Origin of the sequence: Burkholderia gladioli (assembly GCF_000959725.1) — a bacterium.
Lineage (GTDB): Bacteria > Pseudomonadota > Gammaproteobacteria > Burkholderiales > Burkholderiaceae > Burkholderia > Burkholderia gladioli.
This window is the reverse complement of sequence record NZ_CP009323.1, coordinates 1,988,127-2,004,699: the sequence shown is the minus strand read 5'-3', so window position 1 is coordinate 2,004,699 and position 16,573 is coordinate 1,988,127. Positions and strand designations below refer to the sequence as shown.

16 protein-coding genes are annotated in these 16,573 nt (G+C 67.9%); 6 read left to right on the top strand and 10 right to left on the bottom strand.

Translation table 11 applies throughout. The annotated features are described in order from the left end of the window. Nucleotides 1–2 precede the first annotated feature (2 nt). Nucleotides 3–863 carry a uracil-DNA glycosylase gene (locus BM43_RS25985; protein WP_036048399.1) on the top strand — a complete coding sequence of 287 codons (861 nt, stop codon included), beginning with the start codon at nucleotides 3–5 and terminating at the stop codon, nucleotides 861–863. A 132-nt stretch (nucleotides 864–995) separates the two neighbouring features. Here BM43_RS25985 and BM43_RS25980 read toward each other — a convergent pair whose 3' ends face one another. The 4 genes from BM43_RS25980 to BM43_RS25965 form a co-directional block, all read right to left on the bottom strand. After that, nucleotides 996–1,595 carry an FMN-dependent NADH-azoreductase gene (locus tag BM43_RS25980; protein WP_036030538.1) on the bottom strand — a complete coding sequence of 200 codons (600 nt, stop codon included), beginning with the start codon at nucleotides 1,593–1,595 and terminating at the stop codon, nucleotides 996–998. 144 nt (nucleotides 1,596–1,739) lie between these two features. After that, a complete protein-coding gene (locus BM43_RS25975; protein ID WP_036048401.1) occupies nucleotides 1,740–3,530 on the bottom strand; it encodes a M61 family metallopeptidase in 1,791 nt (596 codons plus the stop codon). 142 nt (nucleotides 3,531–3,672) lie between these two features. Continuing rightward, a complete protein-coding gene (locus tag BM43_RS25970; protein ID WP_013696519.1) occupies nucleotides 3,673–4,398 on the bottom strand; it encodes a DsbC family protein in 726 nt (241 codons plus the stop codon). Nucleotides 4,399–4,572: 174 nt separating this feature from the next. Then, entirely contained in the window at nucleotides 4,573–5,754 is a 1,182-nt protein-coding gene (locus BM43_RS25965) for a UbiH/UbiF family hydroxylase (protein ID WP_036048403.1), read from the bottom strand. A gap of 500 nt (nucleotides 5,755–6,254) precedes the next feature. Here BM43_RS25965 and BM43_RS42515 point away from each other — a divergent pair, with 500 nt between their 5' ends. The 4 genes from BM43_RS42515 (at nucleotide 6,255) to BM43_RS25945 (ending at nucleotide 8,928) form a co-directional block, all read left to right on the top strand. Further along, nucleotides 6,255–6,377, top strand: coding sequence for a hypothetical protein (locus BM43_RS42515; RefSeq protein ID WP_036030550.1), 123 nt, complete (start codon nucleotides 6,255–6,257; stop codon nucleotides 6,375–6,377). Between the two features lie 130 nt (nucleotides 6,378–6,507). After that, on the top strand, nucleotides 6,508–6,873 hold the full coding sequence (locus BM43_RS25955) for a hypothetical protein (RefSeq protein ID WP_036048405.1): 366 nt from the start codon (nucleotides 6,508–6,510) through the stop codon (nucleotides 6,871–6,873). 395 nt (nucleotides 6,874–7,268) lie between these two features. Beyond that, nucleotides 7,269–8,363, top strand: coding sequence for a redox-regulated ATPase YchF (gene ychF / locus BM43_RS25950; protein WP_013696515.1), 1,095 nt, complete (start codon nucleotides 7,269–7,271; stop codon nucleotides 8,361–8,363). A gap of 166 nt (nucleotides 8,364–8,529) precedes the next feature. Next, nucleotides 8,530–8,928 (top strand): nucleotide pyrophosphohydrolase, encoded by a 399-nt coding sequence (locus BM43_RS25945; protein ID WP_036030556.1) that lies wholly within the window; start codon nucleotides 8,530–8,532, stop codon nucleotides 8,926–8,928. Nucleotides 8,929–8,959: 31 nt separating this feature from the next. Here BM43_RS25945 and ribD read toward each other — a convergent pair whose 3' ends face one another. The 6 genes from ribD to BM43_RS25915 all read right to left on the bottom strand — a co-directional run bounded on the left by ribD (nucleotide 8,960) and on the right by BM43_RS25915 (nucleotide 15,890). Further along, the gene (ribD, locus tag BM43_RS25940) at nucleotides 8,960–10,114 is read right to left on the bottom strand and encodes a bifunctional diaminohydroxyphosphoribosylaminopyrimidine deaminase/5-amino-6-(5-phosphoribosylamino)uracil reductase RibD (protein WP_370448998.1); all 1,155 of its coding nucleotides are present in this window, start codon (nucleotides 10,112–10,114) and stop codon (nucleotides 8,960–8,962) included. Then, the gene (locus BM43_RS25935; protein WP_036048407.1) at nucleotides 10,111–11,094 is read right to left on the bottom strand and encodes a formylglycine-generating enzyme family protein; all 984 of its coding nucleotides are present in this window, start codon (nucleotides 11,092–11,094) and stop codon (nucleotides 10,111–10,113) included. The genes ribD and BM43_RS25935 overlap by 4 nt, the downstream gene beginning before the upstream one ends. 119 nt (nucleotides 11,095–11,213) lie before the next feature. Further along, on the bottom strand, nucleotides 11,214–12,905 hold the full coding sequence (locus BM43_RS25930; protein WP_036048408.1) for a WD40 repeat domain-containing protein: 1,692 nt from the start codon (nucleotides 12,903–12,905) through the stop codon (nucleotides 11,214–11,216). Beyond that, complete coding sequence (locus BM43_RS25925) at nucleotides 12,902–13,540, bottom strand: GTP cyclohydrolase II (protein WP_013696509.1); 639 nt, start codon at nucleotides 13,538–13,540, stop codon at nucleotides 12,902–12,904. Before BM43_RS25925 ends, BM43_RS25930 begins: the two co-directional genes overlap by 4 nt. A 121-nt stretch (nucleotides 13,541–13,661) precedes the next feature. Further along, nucleotides 13,662–14,399 (bottom strand): class I SAM-dependent methyltransferase, encoded by a 738-nt coding sequence (locus tag BM43_RS25920; RefSeq protein WP_036048410.1) that lies wholly within the window; start codon nucleotides 14,397–14,399, stop codon nucleotides 13,662–13,664. A 585-nt stretch (nucleotides 14,400–14,984) separates the two neighbouring features. After that, nucleotides 14,985–15,890, bottom strand: a complete 906-nt coding sequence (locus BM43_RS25915) for a LysR family transcriptional regulator (protein WP_025100566.1) — start codon at nucleotides 15,888–15,890, stop codon at nucleotides 14,985–14,987. Between the two features lie 95 nt (nucleotides 15,891–15,985). On the opposite strand from BM43_RS25915, the gene BM43_RS25910 reads away from it, so the two are divergent. After that, complete coding sequence (locus tag BM43_RS25910) at nucleotides 15,986–16,570, top strand: DMT family transporter (RefSeq protein ID WP_036048413.1); 585 nt, start codon at nucleotides 15,986–15,988, stop codon at nucleotides 16,568–16,570. The last annotated feature ends 3 nt before the right edge of the window (nucleotides 16,571–16,573 follow it).

The window sequence follows — 16,573 nt, the reverse complement described above, 5'->3', positions numbered from 1 at the left end:
CCATGGCGAGCCGTTCCCCCTCTCGCGCCAAGCCGGGCGCCGTCTCGCAAGCGTCACTGTTCGACGAACCGGCCACGTCCACGCCCCGCGACACCGAAACCGCCGCGATCGCGGCGGATGTCGGCGCCGGCGCGGCACCGGCAGCGCTGCCGCTCGAGGCGCAGTTCGAGGCCCTGCCCACCGCATGGCGCGAGCTGCTCGCGCCCTTCGTGTCGAGCGACGCCTATGCCCCGCTGTGCCGCTTCGTCGACGCCGAACGCGCGGCCGGCAAGACGATCTACCCGGCCGACGTGTTCCGCGCGCTGCGCCTGACCTCGCCCGACGAGGTCCGCGTGGTGATCCTCGGCCAGGACCCGTATCACGGCGACGATCGCGGCACGCCGCAGGCTCACGGCCTGGCCTTCTCGGTGCCGCCGGCGGTGCGCCCGCCGCCCTCGCTGCGCAATATCTTCAAGGAAATCGCCGCGAACTTCGGGCACGACACGCCGAGGCACGGCTGTCTCGACTCCTGGGCGCGCCAGGGCGTGCTGCTGCTCAACACCGTGCTGACGGTCGAGCAAGGCGCGGCCGCGAGCCACGCGAAACGCGGCTGGGAGCCCTGCACCGATACGCTGATCCGCGAACTGGCGCGCCGCCATCGCGCTCTGGTGTTCATGCTGTGGGGCGCGCACGCGCAGGCCAAGCGCGCGCTGTTCGATACCAGCGCGCATTGCGTGCTCGAGTCGCCGCATCCCTCGCCGCTGTCCGCGCACCGCGGCTTCCTCGGCAACCGGCATTTCGCGCTGGCCAACGACTACCTGGCCGAGCACGGCAAGGCGCCGATCGACTGGCGGCTGCCCGACGAGGCCGTCACGCTGGCTTGAAGCCGGGCTACGCCCGATCCGCCCGCCGCAAACGAAACAGCCCGACCGGCCTATGCCGATCGGGCTGTTTTCATTCGGGGCAGCAGCCGAAGCGCGCGCCGGGGGGCGCGGCGCACGCTCCGGAAAGTCGCCTCAGGCTGCCGCGGCGATCGCTTCGCGGGCTGCCGCCAGCGCGGCCGTTTCCGCTTCCGGGCCCATGTTAAGGCCTTCGGCGTGGATGAAGCTGACGTCGGTCATGCCGAGGAAGCCCAGGAAGGTCTTCAGGTACGGCGTCTGCGTGTCGTTCGGCGTGCCGAGGTACTTGCCGCCGCGGGCCGAGACCACGAACACCTTCTTGCCCGTGACCAGGCCTTCCGGGCCGTTCGCGGTGTAGCGGAAGGTCACGCCGGCGCGGGCGATCCAGTCGAAATAGGTCTTCAGTTGCGAGGAGATGCCGAAGTTGTAGAGCGGCGCGGCGATCACGACGATGTCGGCGGCCTGCAGTTCGGCGACCAGCTCGTCGCTCTTCGCGACGATCGCGTTCTGCTCGGCGCTGCGTTGTTCAGCCGGCGTGAAGAAGGCGCCGAGCACGGCGTCGTCGAGGTGCGGCTGCGCATTCGCGAGCAGATTGCGCACCACTACCTTGGCGCCCGGGTTGGACTGGGCCAGCTTGGCGGTCAGTTCGTCGGACAGTTGGGTCGAGCGGGCGCCTTGCGAGCGGGCGGCGGAATTGATTTGCAGGATGGTCGTCATGTCGGGCTCCGTTGGGTTTGCGCTGGAAGCAGCGCGAGTGGGGCCCATTGTGCGGATCCCCCCCGACATGAAAAAGCGGGCCGCCGGCGACGGATTGTTGCAACAGCGGGACAATCCACCGCGACCCATCGCCGGTTTACCGTGCTACAGCCCCAGCCAGGCGTTCTGCCAGGCACGCCGCGCGGCCGGCTTGTCGGCCGCCGCCAGCTTGTAGCGCACCACGTCGGGCGCGTCGAGCCGCAGCGTGGTGGTGCGCAGCTCGTCGCGGCGGAAGGCATGGGCTTCGACCCTGTCACCAGGGCGGTAGCGCGCCAGCAGCCCCTCCAGGTTGCTGCCCGTCACGCGCAAACCGTCCAGCGCGACCAGCACGTCGCCGGCCGACAGCCCGGCCCGATGCGCGGCACCGCCCTCGTGCACCACCGCCAGCGTGCAATCGCCGCCACCGCGTACGCGCGCACCGATCGAGGGTTTCGCGCCGGGGCCCGCCTCGGGCGAGAGCGTCACGCCGAACGGCTCGAACAGCTCGGCCAGCGGCAGGTCGCGCGTGCCCGAGACGGCATCGTCGAACAAGCGGCCCAGGTCGACGCCGGTCGCCTCGACGATCAGCGCGGCCACCTCGCCCTCGGCCACGCCTCGCGGCTGGCCTTGATAGAAATCGCGGCCGTAGCGCGTCCAGAGCAGGCGCATCAGGTCGTCCAGCGACTTGCGATTGCGCGTCGCGGCGCGGATCGCCAGGTCGAAGCTCAGCGCCACCAGCGAACCCTTGGTGTAGTAGCTGACGATCGCGTTCGAGGCGTTCTCGTCCTGGCGGTAGTACTTGACCCAGGCGTCGAACGAGCTTTCCGCCACGCTCTGCTTGGTGCGGCCCGCGCCGCGCAGCACGCCGCCGACGGTGCGGCCCAGCGCGGCCAGGTATTCCTCGCGGCTCATCAGGCCGCTGCGCACCAGCATCAGGTCGTCGTAGTAGGAGGTGAAGCCCTCGAACAGCCACAGCAGCGAGGTGTAGTTCTCCTGCTTCAGGTCGTAGGGCACGAAGGCCGCCGGCTTGATCCGCTTCACGTTCCAGGTGTGGAAATACTCGTGGCTGCACAGGCCCAGGTAGGTGCGGTAGCCCTCGCTGGTTTCCAGGCGGCCCTTCACCGGCAGGTCGGTGCGGTTGCAGATCAGCGCCGTCGAGGCGCGATGCTCGAGGCCGCCGTAACCGTCGCTGACGGCCTGCGTCATGAACACGTAGCGCGTCATCGGCGCCTTCTTCGTGCGCGGCTCGAACAGCGCGATCTGCGCCTCGCAGACGCGCTTCAGGTCCGCGCACAGGCGCTCCATGTCGAGCCGCGCGACGCGGCCGGCGATCACCACGTCGTGCGGCACGCCATGCGCGTCGAAGCTCGCCAGCGCGAATTCGCCGAGCGTGACGGGATGGTCGATCAGGTCGTCGTAGTTGTCGGCTTCGTAGTCGCCGAACGCGTAGCGCCGCGTGCCGCGCGCCTCGCGCAGCGCCGTCGCCACGCGCCAGCGGCGCGCCGTCTCGCCCTCGGGCTTGCCGATCGCCACCACGCAGGGCGCCGCCTCCTGCCCCTCGACGGCCAGGAACACGCTGGTGCCGTTGAAGAAGCCGCCGGTATCGTCGAGATGCGCGGCACGCACCGAGAGGTCCCAGGCATAGACCTCGTAGCGCAGCGTCAGCGGCCCCTCGACCGGCGCGGCCTGCCAGCTGTGCTTGTCGGCCTTGGCGATGCGGACCTTGCGGCCGGCTTCGTTGAAGGCGCGCAGCGTGACGATGTTGCGCGCGAATTCCCGCACCATGTAGCTGCCCGGGATCCACACCGGCAGCATGAAGCGCTGGCCGGCCGGGTCCGGCTCGGCGACGCTCAGCGTGACTTCGAACAGGTGGGCGGCGGGGTCCTTGGGGACGATGGAATAGCGGATCGGGGTCATCGGGGGCATCGGCAAAGGTTGGCGAAACGGGCCGGCAACAAAACGGTTCGTGAAGCAGGTTGTGAAGCGGGTTCGAGATGCGAAAAAGGCGCCAGACGAATGCCGGCGCCTCTTGCTGGTTCGGGCGCTCGGGCCCGGCGCGTCACTTGACGGCGGCCAGCGCGCTGTTGAGCTGGTCGGCGGACACCGCGCCCGGCAGGCGCGTGCCGTCCGCCAGAATGATGGTGGGCGTGCCCGTCACGTTCAGGCCGCGGCCCAGCGCCAGGTTCTTGTCGAGCGCCGAGGTGTCGCAGTTGCCGGCGCCGCTCGGCGGCTGATGGCCGACCATCCAGTTCTCCCAGCTCTTGGCGCGATCCGAGGCGCACCAGATCGCCTTCGACTTGACCGTCGAATCGGGCGTCAACACCGGGTAGAGGAAGGTATAGACGGTGATGTTGTCCATCGACTGCAGCGTCGATTCGAAGCGCTTGCAGTAGGGGCAGTTCGGATCCGAGAACACCGCGATCTTGCGCGCGCCGTTGCCCTTCACGTACTTGATCGCGTTGTTGAGCGGCAGGCTGGCGAAATCGACCTTGTTGATCTCGGCCATGCGCGCCTCGGTCAGGTTCTTGCGCGTCTTGGTGTCGACCAGGTCGCCGAGCAGGACGTAATCGCCCGCCGCGTCGCTGTAGACGATTTGCGACCCGAGATTCACTTCGTAGAGGCCCGGGATCGGCGACTTCTCGATGCTCTTGACGGTCGCGTCGCCCAGGCGCGCCTGCAGCGTGGTCTTCAGCTTGTCGGTGGTCTGGTCAGCCTGCGCGGTGCATCCCAGCGTGGCGGCGGCGGTCGCCAGCACGAGCGCGGCGATGCGGACTGTGGTTTTCATTCACTCTTCCTTGGGGGGGTCTGTCGGAGCACGTCCGTTAGTGTACGACGGTGGGCGAACCCTGTCCGGCCGGCCTGCGCCGGATCGGTTCGTCACGAAATCAGGATCGGAATCGGATCGCGGCGCCGGTGACGGCTGCGCACCGGCGCGGCGAGCCAGCCGCGGCGGCGGCGCTCAGCCGAGCGCCGAGGCGACCAGCCAGCGCTTGACGAAGGGCTGCGCGCCGACCAGCGCCATGCCGGTGTTGCGGGCCACGCGCGCCAGCGTGCCGGGCAGCGCGAACAGCCGCTGCAGGCCGTCGGTGGCCGCCATCAGCGCGCGGATGTCCTCGCGGCGCGAGCGCTCGTAGCGGCGCAGCAGCACGGTGTCGCCCAGATCGCGGAAGGCCTCGCGCGAGGCGATGGCATCGGCCAGCGCGGCCACGTCGCGCAGCCCGAGATTCATGCCCTGCCCGGCCAGCGGGTGGATCAGGTGGGCGGCATCGCCGACCAGGGCCACGCGCGGCGCGATCAGCCGGTCGACGGTCTGCAGCGCCAGCGGGAAACCCTGGGCCAGCGTCACGCAATCGAGCGCGCCGAGCTGGCGATGCGTGACGCGTTCGACCTCGGCCGCCAGTTGCGCCGGATCGAGCGCCAGCAGTTCGTCGGCATGCGCCGTGTGCGCCGACCAGACCAGCGAGACGTGGCCGTCGGGCAGCGGCAGCAGGGCGACGATCTCGCCGTCGCGGAACCACTGCCAGGCGGTTTCGCGGTGCGGCTCGGCAGCCTTGAAATTGGCGACCACGCCGGTCTGGCGATAGTCGCGCCGCTTGACCTTGGCGCCCATCTGGGAACGCACCCAGGAATGCGCGCCGTCGGCACCCACCACCAGGTCGGCCGAGATCACCTCGCCGTTGGCGAGCGACAGCGTGGCGCGCTCGGGCGTGACGTCGAGCCCCTGGGCGCGCGTGTCGATCCAGCTCAGGTTCGGCTGGAAGCGCAGCGCCGAATCCAGCGCCCGCTCGACCAGCGAGGATTCGCCGATCCAGGCCAGTTGCGGCACCGCGGCCTGGAAGGCCGAGAAATGCAGCTCCGCCTGGGCGTCGCCGTAGACGCGCATGTCGTAGACGGGCGCGAGCCGCGTGTGCTCGAGCGCCTGCCAGACGCGCAGGCGTTCGAGCAAGGCCTGGGAGCTGGCCGACAACGCGTAGACGCGCGCGTCGAACGCCGTGTCGGCCGCGCGCGGCGCGGCGGGCTGCGCTAGCAGCGCCGTCTTGAGGCCGGCCTGGGTCATGGCGAGCGCCGCGGTCTTGCCGACAAGGCCGCCGCCGACCACGGCGACGTCGAAGGTCTGAGGATGGGCAGTCATGGCGCGCATTATAGCTGCGGGGCCGTTTTTTCCATGTGGCACGGGCTTGCGGAAGATCAGCGCGAACGGGGGTTCGGCGGCGATCTCCAGCGACTCGCCGAGGCTGCGGGACGACCGCGCCGAGCGGCACGACGAAGCGCGGCATGGCAGCGGAGAAAACTGTCGCGCGCGACCGACACGGACAAACCCTGCCCGTGATCGCCACCCGGGTTCCGCGGCCCTTGCCGCCGCGCTCGATCGCCAGTCCGGCGCCCCCTTCCGGCACTGAACGAGACGTCGCTTGGGCGCTGCGAATCCACCGTGCCGAGCTTCCCGCCCCCGCCTTTTTCGCTCCCTCCGCAAGTCGCTGCGATCCGAACCCATTTCATCCGTAACCGCCCCCGCGATCGCCCCGTGAGGCACGGCCCGCAAGCATTACAGCCCACACGTTTCCTTACAAACGCATACCGCTTGTCATGCCCGGCGCCGCTACAGTCGGCTCCATTGATGAACCAAAGGGAAACGCCATCATGAAACTCAAACGCATCGCCCTCCTCGCCTCGCTCGCCGTGCTGCTCGGCTCCACTCTCGGCGGCTGCATCGTGGTGCCGGACGGCGGCTACCACCATCATCGCGACTACTATCGCTACTGATCCGCCGCGCGCGAGTCCGGGCGATTCCGGGCTTGCGTGAAATCGTCCATGGCATGCTATTGTTGATTCGTCGGCCCCGCGTATCACCGGTGACGGAAAGCGACTCTCAACCCCCATCTCGAGCATGGCCATGAGCGACGTACACCCCAACCTCACCCAACACGACCGCGTCGAGCTGCTGTGCTGGCTCACCGTCGGAAATCTCGGCGCGTTCTACCTGAACGAATCCTGGCCTGCGGCATCCTTCCAGGTGCAGGCCGCGCACAAGTGGCTCGACCGCCACCTGCGCGAGGCCGATTGGCTCTGCATCGCCAAGCTTGCCGCCGTCGCGCTCGACATCGCCAGGAAGCACGGCGACTTCGTCGAGAAGGCCTGGGCGCGCGACGCCGTCGAGGAAATCATCGATTCCGAGGAGCTCGACATGCAGTCGCGGCTCGTCGCGCTGGTGATGGAAGACTGCCGGGCGGCGCTGGCCGACCGACGCGTCGCCGACTGACGGGCGGCGCGCTCGCCAGGAACGGCGGATTCCCGGGGCGGCGACGCCCCGGCAGTCCCGCCGCTGGCGCGGCATGGCGGTGCTAGCGTGCCCGGCTCCCGCCCTCACCGGTTTCTTGCCTTCGCCTTACCCACCCGTGTCGGCAGGCACCCCGCCCGCCGGGCCGCCATTTCCGTCCCGCGCTCGCGCCGCCCTTCCCCCCGCTTGAAATCCCCCGATCCGAACGCGATACAATTGCGCCTTTCGCGGACTGCATCCGCGCGAAACCGCCGGCCCGAGCGCCCGGTCGCGCCGCCTGCCGCCCCGCCCCGGTTCCGTCTTGCGCGGCCGATCGGCCCGCACCTGCCGGGCGCGCCCCGCGCGAGCACACAACATCTGATCCAGAAAGGTTTCCCATGAGCCTCAAATGCGGCATCGTCGGCCTGCCGAACGTCGGCAAGTCCACCCTCTTCAACGCGCTGACCAAGGCCGGCATCGCCGCCGAGAACTATCCGTTCTGCACCATCGAGCCGAACGTCGGCATCGTCGAGGTGCCCGATGCGCGCCTGAAGGCGATCTCGGCGATCGTCAATCCCGAGCGGATCGTGCCGGCGGTGGTCGAGTTCGTCGACATCGCGGGTCTCGTGGCCGGCGCCAGCAAGGGCGAAGGCCTCGGCAACCAGTTCCTCGCCAACATCCGCGAAACCGACGCGATCACCCACGTGGTGCGTTGCTTCGAGGACGAGAACGTGATCCACGTGGCCGGCCGCGTGAGCCCGCTCGACGACATCGAGGTGATCAACACCGAACTGGCGCTGGCCGACCTGGGCACCGTCGAGAAGGCGCTCACGCGCTATTCGAAGGCCGCCAAGTCGGGCAACGACAAGGAAGCGGTCAAGCTGGCCGCCGCGCTCGAGAAGGTTCGTGCCCATCTCGACCAGGGCAAGGCCGTGCGCGGCCTTGACCTGTCCGAGGACGAACGCGCGATCCTCAAGCCGTTCTGTCTGATCACCGCCAAGCCGGCGATGTACGTGGCCAACGTCAAGGACGACGGCTTCGAGAACAATCCGCACCTGGACGCCGTGCGCAAGTACGCCGAGGCCGAGAAGGCGCCGGTGGTGGCGGTGTGCGCCGCGATCGAGGCCGAGATCGCCGATCTCGACGATGCCGACAAGGAAGCCTTCCTGGCCGACATGGGCATGGACGAGCCGGGCCTGGACCGCGTGATCCGCGCCGGCTTCAAGCTGCTCGGCCTGCAGACCTACTTCACCGCCGGCGTGAAGGAAGTGCGCGCCTGGACCATCCATATCGGCGACACCGCCCCGCAGGCGGCCGGCGTGATCCACACCGATTTCGAGCGCGGCTTCATCCGCGCGCAGACCATCGGCTACGAGGACTACATCGCCTACAAGGGCGAGCAGGGCGCGAAGGAAGCCGGCAAGATGCGCGCCGAAGGCAAGGAATACGTGGTGCACGACGGCGACGTGATGAACTTCCTGTTCAACGTCTGAGGTACGCGCCGGGCCGGACTGCAATCCGGCTCGAACATGGGAAGCCCGCCGATGGCGGGCTTTTTGTTATCCAGCGGGATTCAAGAACTCGTCGAAGTTTGTCGATAACCTCCATCGACGGCCGATTCACGATTTCTTGATCCAAGTTTTTTCAAGGAGCCCAACCGTGAACGACCAGAACGAGCGTGACAGCCTGCTGACGGCACGCGACATCCTTCGTGAATTCGTCGCCGAGCGCGGCTGGTCCAGGTTCCACACACCGAAGAACCTCGCCACGGCCTTGAGCGTCGAGGCGAGCGAATTGCTCGAGCCGTTCCAGTGGCTGAATTCAGGCGAGGCCACCGAACTAGGCGAAGCCGGCCTGCAGGCGGTGCGCCACGAGATGGCCGACGTGCTGGCCTACCTGGTCCAGCTCGCCGACCGGCTGGACGTCGACCTGCGCGCGGCCTTCCTGGAAAAGATGGCGATCAATCGCCGGAAATACCCGGCGGAGAAGGTATTCGGCGATTCGCGCAAGTATTCCGACTACGAAGACGATCACGGCAATTCAGCGCCGCCCGCCTGAAAACCTCGCCGCGCTTCATCGCGCCCTCACCTCAAGACACCCCCTCGAACCGCGCCAGGATCCGCAGATCCTCGCCGACTCGCTCGACGTCATGGAAGCGCAGCTTCACGCGCGACTCCAGCGAGACCGGCGCGCTGAGCTCGAACATCGCCGCCGCATCGGCGCCCAGCAGGCTCGGCGCGACATAGACCAGCAACTCGTCCACCAGCCCCGCGCGCAGCAGCGCCCCGCTCAGCGTGCGCCCCGCCTCCACGTGCAGTTCATTGTCGCCGCGCCCGCCCAGCTCGGCCAGCACGGCGGCCAGGTCGACCGAGCCGCGCGCGTTGGCCAGCGACACCACCTCGGCGCCACGCGCGCGCAGCGCGTCGGCACGCGCGCGCGCCGGCGCATCGAGTTCGCCGCAGAACACCAGCGGCGGCGTGCCGGCCATCAGCCGCGCCTCGTGCGGCAGGTCGAGCCGGCCGTCGATCAGCACGCGCCGCGGCTGGCGCGGCGTGTCGATGCCGCGCACGTTCAGTTGCGGATCGTCGCCGCGCACCGTGCCGATGCCGGTCAGGATCGAGCAGGCCCGCGCGCGCCAGGCATGGCCGTCGGCACGTGCGGCGGCACCGGTGATCCACTGGCTCGCGCCGCCGGGCAGCGCGCTGCGGCCATCGAGCGAGGCGGCCATCTTCATGCGCACCCAGGGCCGAGCGCGCGTCATGCGCGACACGAAGCCGATATTGAGCTCGCGCGCCTCATCCTCGAGCACGCCGCCGCGCACCTCGATGCCGGCCTCGCGCAGCATCGCGTAACCACGTCCCGATACCTGCGGGTTGGGGTCTTCCATCGCCGCCACCACGGTGGCGATGCCTGCCTCGACCAACCCCTTCGCGCAGGGCGGCGTGCGGCCGTAATGGCTGCACGGCTCGAGCGTCACGTAGGCGGTCGCGCCGCGCAGCTCATGGCCGCGAGCGCGCGCATCCTTCATCGCGCGCACCTCGGCATGGTCGTGGCCGGCCGGCTGGGTGTAGCCCTCGCCGATCAGGATCCCGTGCTTGACGATCACGCAGCCGACCCGCGGATTCGGCGTGGTCGTATACAGCCCCCGCGCCGCCAGCTCCAGCGCCCTGGCCATCCAGGCGCGATCGAGCGCCTCGCGCGAGGCATCGTCGTGGACCTCGATACTGCGCAGCGCGCCGTTCATCGCAGCGTCTCCGCGAGCCGGAAGCCCATCGCGTAGATGTCGCGCTGGTAGCGCCCGTGGCGGCGCGCGCAGCGCGCCAGGTCGCCGAAGCGCGTGAAGCTGCCGCCGCGCGCGACGCGGTAGGCACCCTGGGTCAGGGCGAGATCGTCGTCGATCGCATCGCCGCCGGGATAGGCGCGGTAGTCGTCTGCAACGTATTCCTCGACATTGCCGCCGAGGTCGTCGATGCCGAACACGCTGCGGCCGGCCGGAAAGATGCCGACCGGCGTGGTGCTCAACGGGCCCGCCTCGACCGTGTTCGCGGCGGCCGGATCGAACGCGTCGCCCCAGGGATATTCGCGCGCCGCGCCGCCGGCCGCCGCGTATTCCCATTCGGCCTCGCTCGGCAGCCGGAACTCGCGCCCGGTCTTGCGCGCGAGCCAGCGCGCATAGTGGTCGGCCGCCTCGGCCGACACCGACCATACCGGATGATTCGAGCGTTCGGCCGGATAGACGCCGAAGACCCAGGAACTCGGCAGCTCGGTCGAGCCGGTGTCCTCGAGGAACAGGCGGTATTCGAGGTTGCTGACCGGATAGCGCATCAGCGCATAGGCGGCCAGCTCGACGGTGTGGGCCGGGCACTCCTTCGCGATCCACGGCTCGATCACGCCAACCCGCTCCCACTCGGCCAGCACGCGCCCGAGCTCGGCGGGATCGAGGCCGATCCTCGCCCGCGCCGCCTCGATGCGCCGCATCACCGGCTCGAGCGGACGAATGCGCGGATCGCCGAGCAGGCCGAGCAAGGCGCCCGCCGCATGACGGCGCGCGAACGGTTGGGCGGGATCCTCGACGATCTCGACCAGGCAGGGCGCGCCGGCGCCGAGCAGGTCCTCGTGGCCGGCGAGCAGCGCGGCCGGCGTGCGCGCGACGAAGGTTTCGGGCAGGCCCATTGCCTCGCGATCGGTGAGGCGGTTCGGATTGTCAGCCAACGTGATGGTCATGGTCGGTAGCAGTCGATTGCAGGATCGGATGGGCAAATCGCGCGCGGCGCGGCAGCCGTCGCGCGCTCGGACGAAAGGCCGGCCGGCGGCCGCCGCAGCGGGCGCCGGCCGGGCCGGCTTCAGCGCGGGATCGCCGGCACGCGGTAGACCTGGCCGTCGTAGGAGCTGGCGAGGAAATGCCGCGACAGGGGATCGAAGCTCAGCGAGGACACGCCCGCCGTGCTCACGCGCGCATCGAAGCTCCAGCGGCGCTCGACGCGGTCGTAGATCGCCACGCGCCCGTAGTAGCTGCCGGTGGCGATGTAACGACCGTCGCCGCTCGCGCTCACGCACTTGATCGAATGCGTGTGCGGCGTGTCGATCAGCTCGACCTGCTGGTCGGGCGACCAGATCCGCAGCTTGAGATCGCGGCTGATCGAGGCGAAGTAGCCCTCGCCCAGGCCGGCGCAACCATTGGCGATCTTGTCGTGCGCATCGGGCAGCGTGGCGACGATCTCCAGCGTCGAGCAGCACACCCAGGTCGCCGAGGCATCGGCCGCCACCGAGAACAGCAGGTCGCCCGAGCGCGCCACGCCCTTCACCGCGTTCGGATGCAGCGGCAGGTCGCGCACGTGCCGCACCTTGTCGCCCTCGACGCGCAGCACGATGCCCTCGCCGGTATAGGCGCCGACGATCGCATGCGTCACCCCCTCGTGCTCGAAGCTGGCCGCGCAGTTGAGCGGCGAGCGGTGCTGGTAGAGCTCGCGCCCGCTGCGCGCGTCGAACAGCTTGCCGAGCTGGCCGCCGGTCAACACCACGTCGCCCGCCACCGTCAGGAAGTTGCAGAGGCTGTGCGTGTTCGCATGCTCCACGCCGTCGACGCGGACCACGCCCGCGTCGCCGATGGTCCAGACCTTGCCGTCGATCGCGATCGCCGCGTTGGCGCCGTGGGTCGGCGCGATCTCGCGGCTGTCCCAGCGCGAGAGCTTCCAGTTGTAGCGGCGATAGGTGGAATGGAAGGTCGAGAACACGATGTGGTCGTCGCCCTCGAACGAGCAGGAGCGCGGCCAGACCTCGGGCGGCAGTTGCGTGCCGCCGCTGGCCTCGGGCATGCCCGCGCCGACCTTCCACAGCCGCATGGTGCGGTCGTAGGACAGCGACACCAGCAGGCCGCGCCGGCCGTCGAGCACCAGGCGCTTCACGCCGGCGTCGTGCGCCTTGAGCGTGGCACGCCGATCGCCGTCGATCAGGATGATCTCGCCTTCGTCGTTGCCGGCGAAGATGCGGCTGTCCGGGGCGATCACGATGGTGTCGGTCTCGATGCCGTTCAGGTCGACGTCGCCGACCAGGCCGCCGGTGGCGAGCGACCAGCGCTTGATGGTGCCGTCGTCGCTCGACGAGACCAGCTCGTCGGCATCGCTCATCCACTCGACCGAGATCACGTCGGCGGCATGCCCCGCGAAGGTCTGCACCAACCGGCCGGAGAAGTCATAGACGCGCACGCGATGGTCGCGCGAAGCGGTCGCCACCAGCGGCTTGGACGGATGGAACACGCTCATCTCGACGTCGTCCTCCTGGTCGGCGAACACCGCGACCAGGCGCAGGTTCGGCACGGTCCACAGACGCGCGGTGTAGTCGGACGAGGAGGTCACCACGTAGTCGCCGTTCGGCGAGAACGCGCCCTGGTTGGCGAGATGGTCGTGCATCGCGCGCGCCAGCGGCTGCTGCGTCTTCGCGTCCCACAGGATCACCTGGTTGTCGTAGCCGGCCGTCAGCACGTATTGGTCGCGATGGGCGGCGATGCCGCTGATCGGGCTGCGATGGGCAATCATTGCATTTCTCCGTTGAGCTTGATGGCATGCCGGTGCTGGGTCGCCTTCGCATGCAGATAACCGAAGTTGACGCTGTTGGCGAACACGCCGGTCGACTTCACCTGGCGCACCTTGATGCCGTGATCGGTCAGTTGCGCGGTCTTGTCGGGGTTGTTGGTGACCAGCGAGACCTCGCCGACGCCGAGCGCCGTGAGCATCTGGGCCGCCACGCGGAAGTCGCGCAGGTCGTCGGGGAAGTTGAGCGCGCGATTGGCCGCGAAGGTGTCGAGCCCCTGCGAGATCTGCAGGCGATACGCGTCGAGCTTGTTGTAGAGCCCGATGCCGCGCCCTTCCTGGCGCAGGTAGAGCAGGATGCCGCCGCGCTCGCCGAACAGCGCGACCGACTCGTCGAGCTGTTCGCCGCAATCGCAGCGCGCGGAGCCGAACACGTCGCCCGTCAGGCATTCGGAATGCAGGCGTACCAGCGGCGCCTCGCCGATCTTGCCGAACACCAGCGCGATATGCTCGGCGCCGTCGCAAAGACCGTTGAAGGTCACCATCTCGGTTTCAAATGCCGTCGCGCTCGAACGCGGACGAATCGGCACCTTGATGCGTGTGCGGATGCTCACGCCGGAATGATCATCGGATTGATTCATGGCTCGGCCTCTCAGGTTCAGGAGATGCGCGCGCATCGGCAGAGACGCTAGCGGGCTGCCATGCCTTGCCGATTTGCGCAGAGTCTGGACGAATGGGGCGGATCGGTCCGCCTCTGGAATATCAGGGCTTGCAAACCAGGCCGGTCTGCAGGCAGTTGTTCTGGAACACGTCCCAGAAACCAGGCGGGTGGGTGGCGATGTCGTCGGCACCGAGCAGCGGCTTTTGCCATTCGAAGTGGCTAAAACCCGCCTCGGTGATCGCGCTTTCGTAATCGGCGCGGCTCCAGCGATAGAAGCTGAACGGGCTGGGCGGCTCGGTGACGAACTCGGCATCGTGGCGATGGCCGGGGCCCCAGGGGCGCTCGTTGAGCACGTTCACGCCGTATTTCGCGAAATTGCCCTTGGCCAGCGAGAAATCGGGATCGACGGTATAGGCCACCAGCTTGCCGTCCGGCTTCAGGCTCGCGCGCACCACCTTGAACATCTTGCGCAGGTTCTCGACCGAATCCGCGTAATTGAAGAGCCAGGCGGCATTGACCAGGTCGAATTGCCCGAGCGGCTCCATGTTCGCCACGTCGCGCACGTGGAATTCGAGCGGATCGCCGTATTTGCGCGATTCCTCGCGGGCCAGCTCGATCATCTTCTCGGAGATATCCACGCCGACCACGCCGGCCGCGCCGCGCCGGTAGATTTCGCGCCCGAAAAAACCGAATCCGCAAGCCAGATCCAGCACCGACTTGCCGGAAACATCACCAATCATGTGGAAAATCGTGCGGACCTCGATGGCCCGCTGCGCGGCGGATTGCGTGAAATCCTCAAACAATCCGCCAATCGAATCGTATCGAGCTGTCGTACTCATTCGTAACCTTTCCATATCAACGGAATCACTATCGATGGGTCAATCGGCTGACTATCCAGATTTATCGATATTCGCCTCCTCCTTATCGAGCAGATTCATGACTCGGCATGTACGCCATGAATATGCATGACAAAATGCCGCCGCATTCTCTTGAAATAGTTTGGAATTTGACTTAATTCATTCAATGAAAGCGGATTGTATCCAAGCGAATCGGTCCCATGAAATTCTTTGGATGCATCGTCATCATTCATTTCGAGAATTTTTTACAGCCTGTCACACTTCCACTATTCGTCAGACGGATTTGCTGAATCAGATTCACAGGTGCATGTGCGCATCGGCATGAGATACCGGATCGAGGCATCGCAAGCCGCCCATTCGCGATATCAATTCGCCTTATTTTTTACTTTCACGCGAAGCACATAACAAAAAGCATGCAACGCAAATATCCGATTCAGGATCCGAAATAATTCGGGAATGAAAAAATCCCGTGCAATACCTCGCACGGGATCGGCAATTCAATTCGGAACAGGAAAGCGGACGCGGCGGAAAATCCGGGAGAAATCGCCTGGAGCGGCGAGCCGGGAATCAGCGGTCGCGCACCACCCGCGCGATCACCTGGCGCAGCCAGCTGTGGGCGGGGTCGCCCTGCCGGCGCTGATGCCACATCTGCTGGAACTCGAAGGACTCCACCGGAAACGGCGGGTCGAACACGCACAGCCGCGTGTCGGCGCGCACCGCGTCGAGGTTGCGCCGCGCCACCGTCAGCACCAGGTCGGTATCGACGATCAGCTCGTTGGCCACGCCCCAGTGCGGCAGGATCACCGCGATGCGGCGCTCGGCGCGCAGTTGCGCGAGGGCGCGGTCGATCTCGTTGTCGGTGCCGGCGCGCATCGCCACCAGCGCATGCGGGCGCGCCAGCCAGGCCTCCAGGTCGAGCATGCGCGAGGCCGGCATGCTGGCCGCGTCGGCCAGGCAGGCGAAGGTCTCGACGAACAGCGTCTCGGTGTGCAGCTCGGTGGACGGCGGCGGGAACACGCCGAGCGCGAGGTCGACCTCGCCGTCCATCACCTGCATGCGCATCGCCTCGCGGGTAGCCTGGCTGACCACCAGCTCGATGCCCGGCGCGGTCGCGCGCAGCATGCGCACCAGCCTGGGCAGCACGATGCGCGCGCCGTAGTCGGACATCGACACGCGAAACACCCGCTGCGCCTGCGACGGATCGAACTCGGGCGGCTCGAGCAGGGCGCCGAGCTGGTCCAGCGCATCCGACAGTGGCTGCATCAGCTCGCTGGCACGCGAGGTCAGCTCCAGGCCGCCGCCGCGCCGCACCAGCAGCGGATCGTCGAAGATGTCGCGCAGATGCGCCAGCGCATGGCTGATCGCGGGCTGGCTCTTGTGCAGGCGCATGGCGGTGCGGGAGATGTGTTTCTCCGTCATCAAGGCCTGCAGGGTCACCAGCAGGTTGAGGTCGATCCGCTTTAGATTATTCATAATTTGAATTACCGGGATAATTACTACGAATTTTCATTCAGATTATTAATATAAGAGAATCGGCCCGAACACAACCACCGCGTGATGAACGAACGATGCCGACCTCTCTTTCGCTCTCGACCGCCACCCTCGCCTGCGCTGCCCTGGTGGCCGGCGCCCTGGTGCCGCTGCAGGCGGGCAGCAACGCCGCGCTGGGCCGCGCGCTCGGCCATCCGCTGTGGGCCACCGTCGCCTCCCTGCTGGTGAGCCTGCTATGCGTGCTGCCCGCGCTGTTCGTGATGCACGCGCATGCGCCGCTGCTCGGCCGCGCGACGCAACTGCCGGTGTGGATCTGGTTCGGCGGCATCGCCGGCGTGATCTACATCACCTCGGCCCTGGTGCTGACGCCGCGCCTGGGCGCGACCACCTTCATCGTCAGCGTGATCGCGGGCCAAATGCTGACCTCGCTGCTGATCGACAACTACGGGCTGATGGGACTGCCCGTGAAGCCCGCCAATCCCGGGCGGGTGGCCGGCGTGCTGCTGATCTTCGCCGGCATGCTGCTGGTGCAGTGGTTCACCCCCGCGCCAGCGCCGCGGCCGGCCGACGGCCAGGCAGGCGCAGGCGCCGGCACCAGCGCCGAGGCCAGCCCTCATGCCGCCGCCCGCGAGATCGAGCCGAGCGCGCATCCCCACACCTGATCC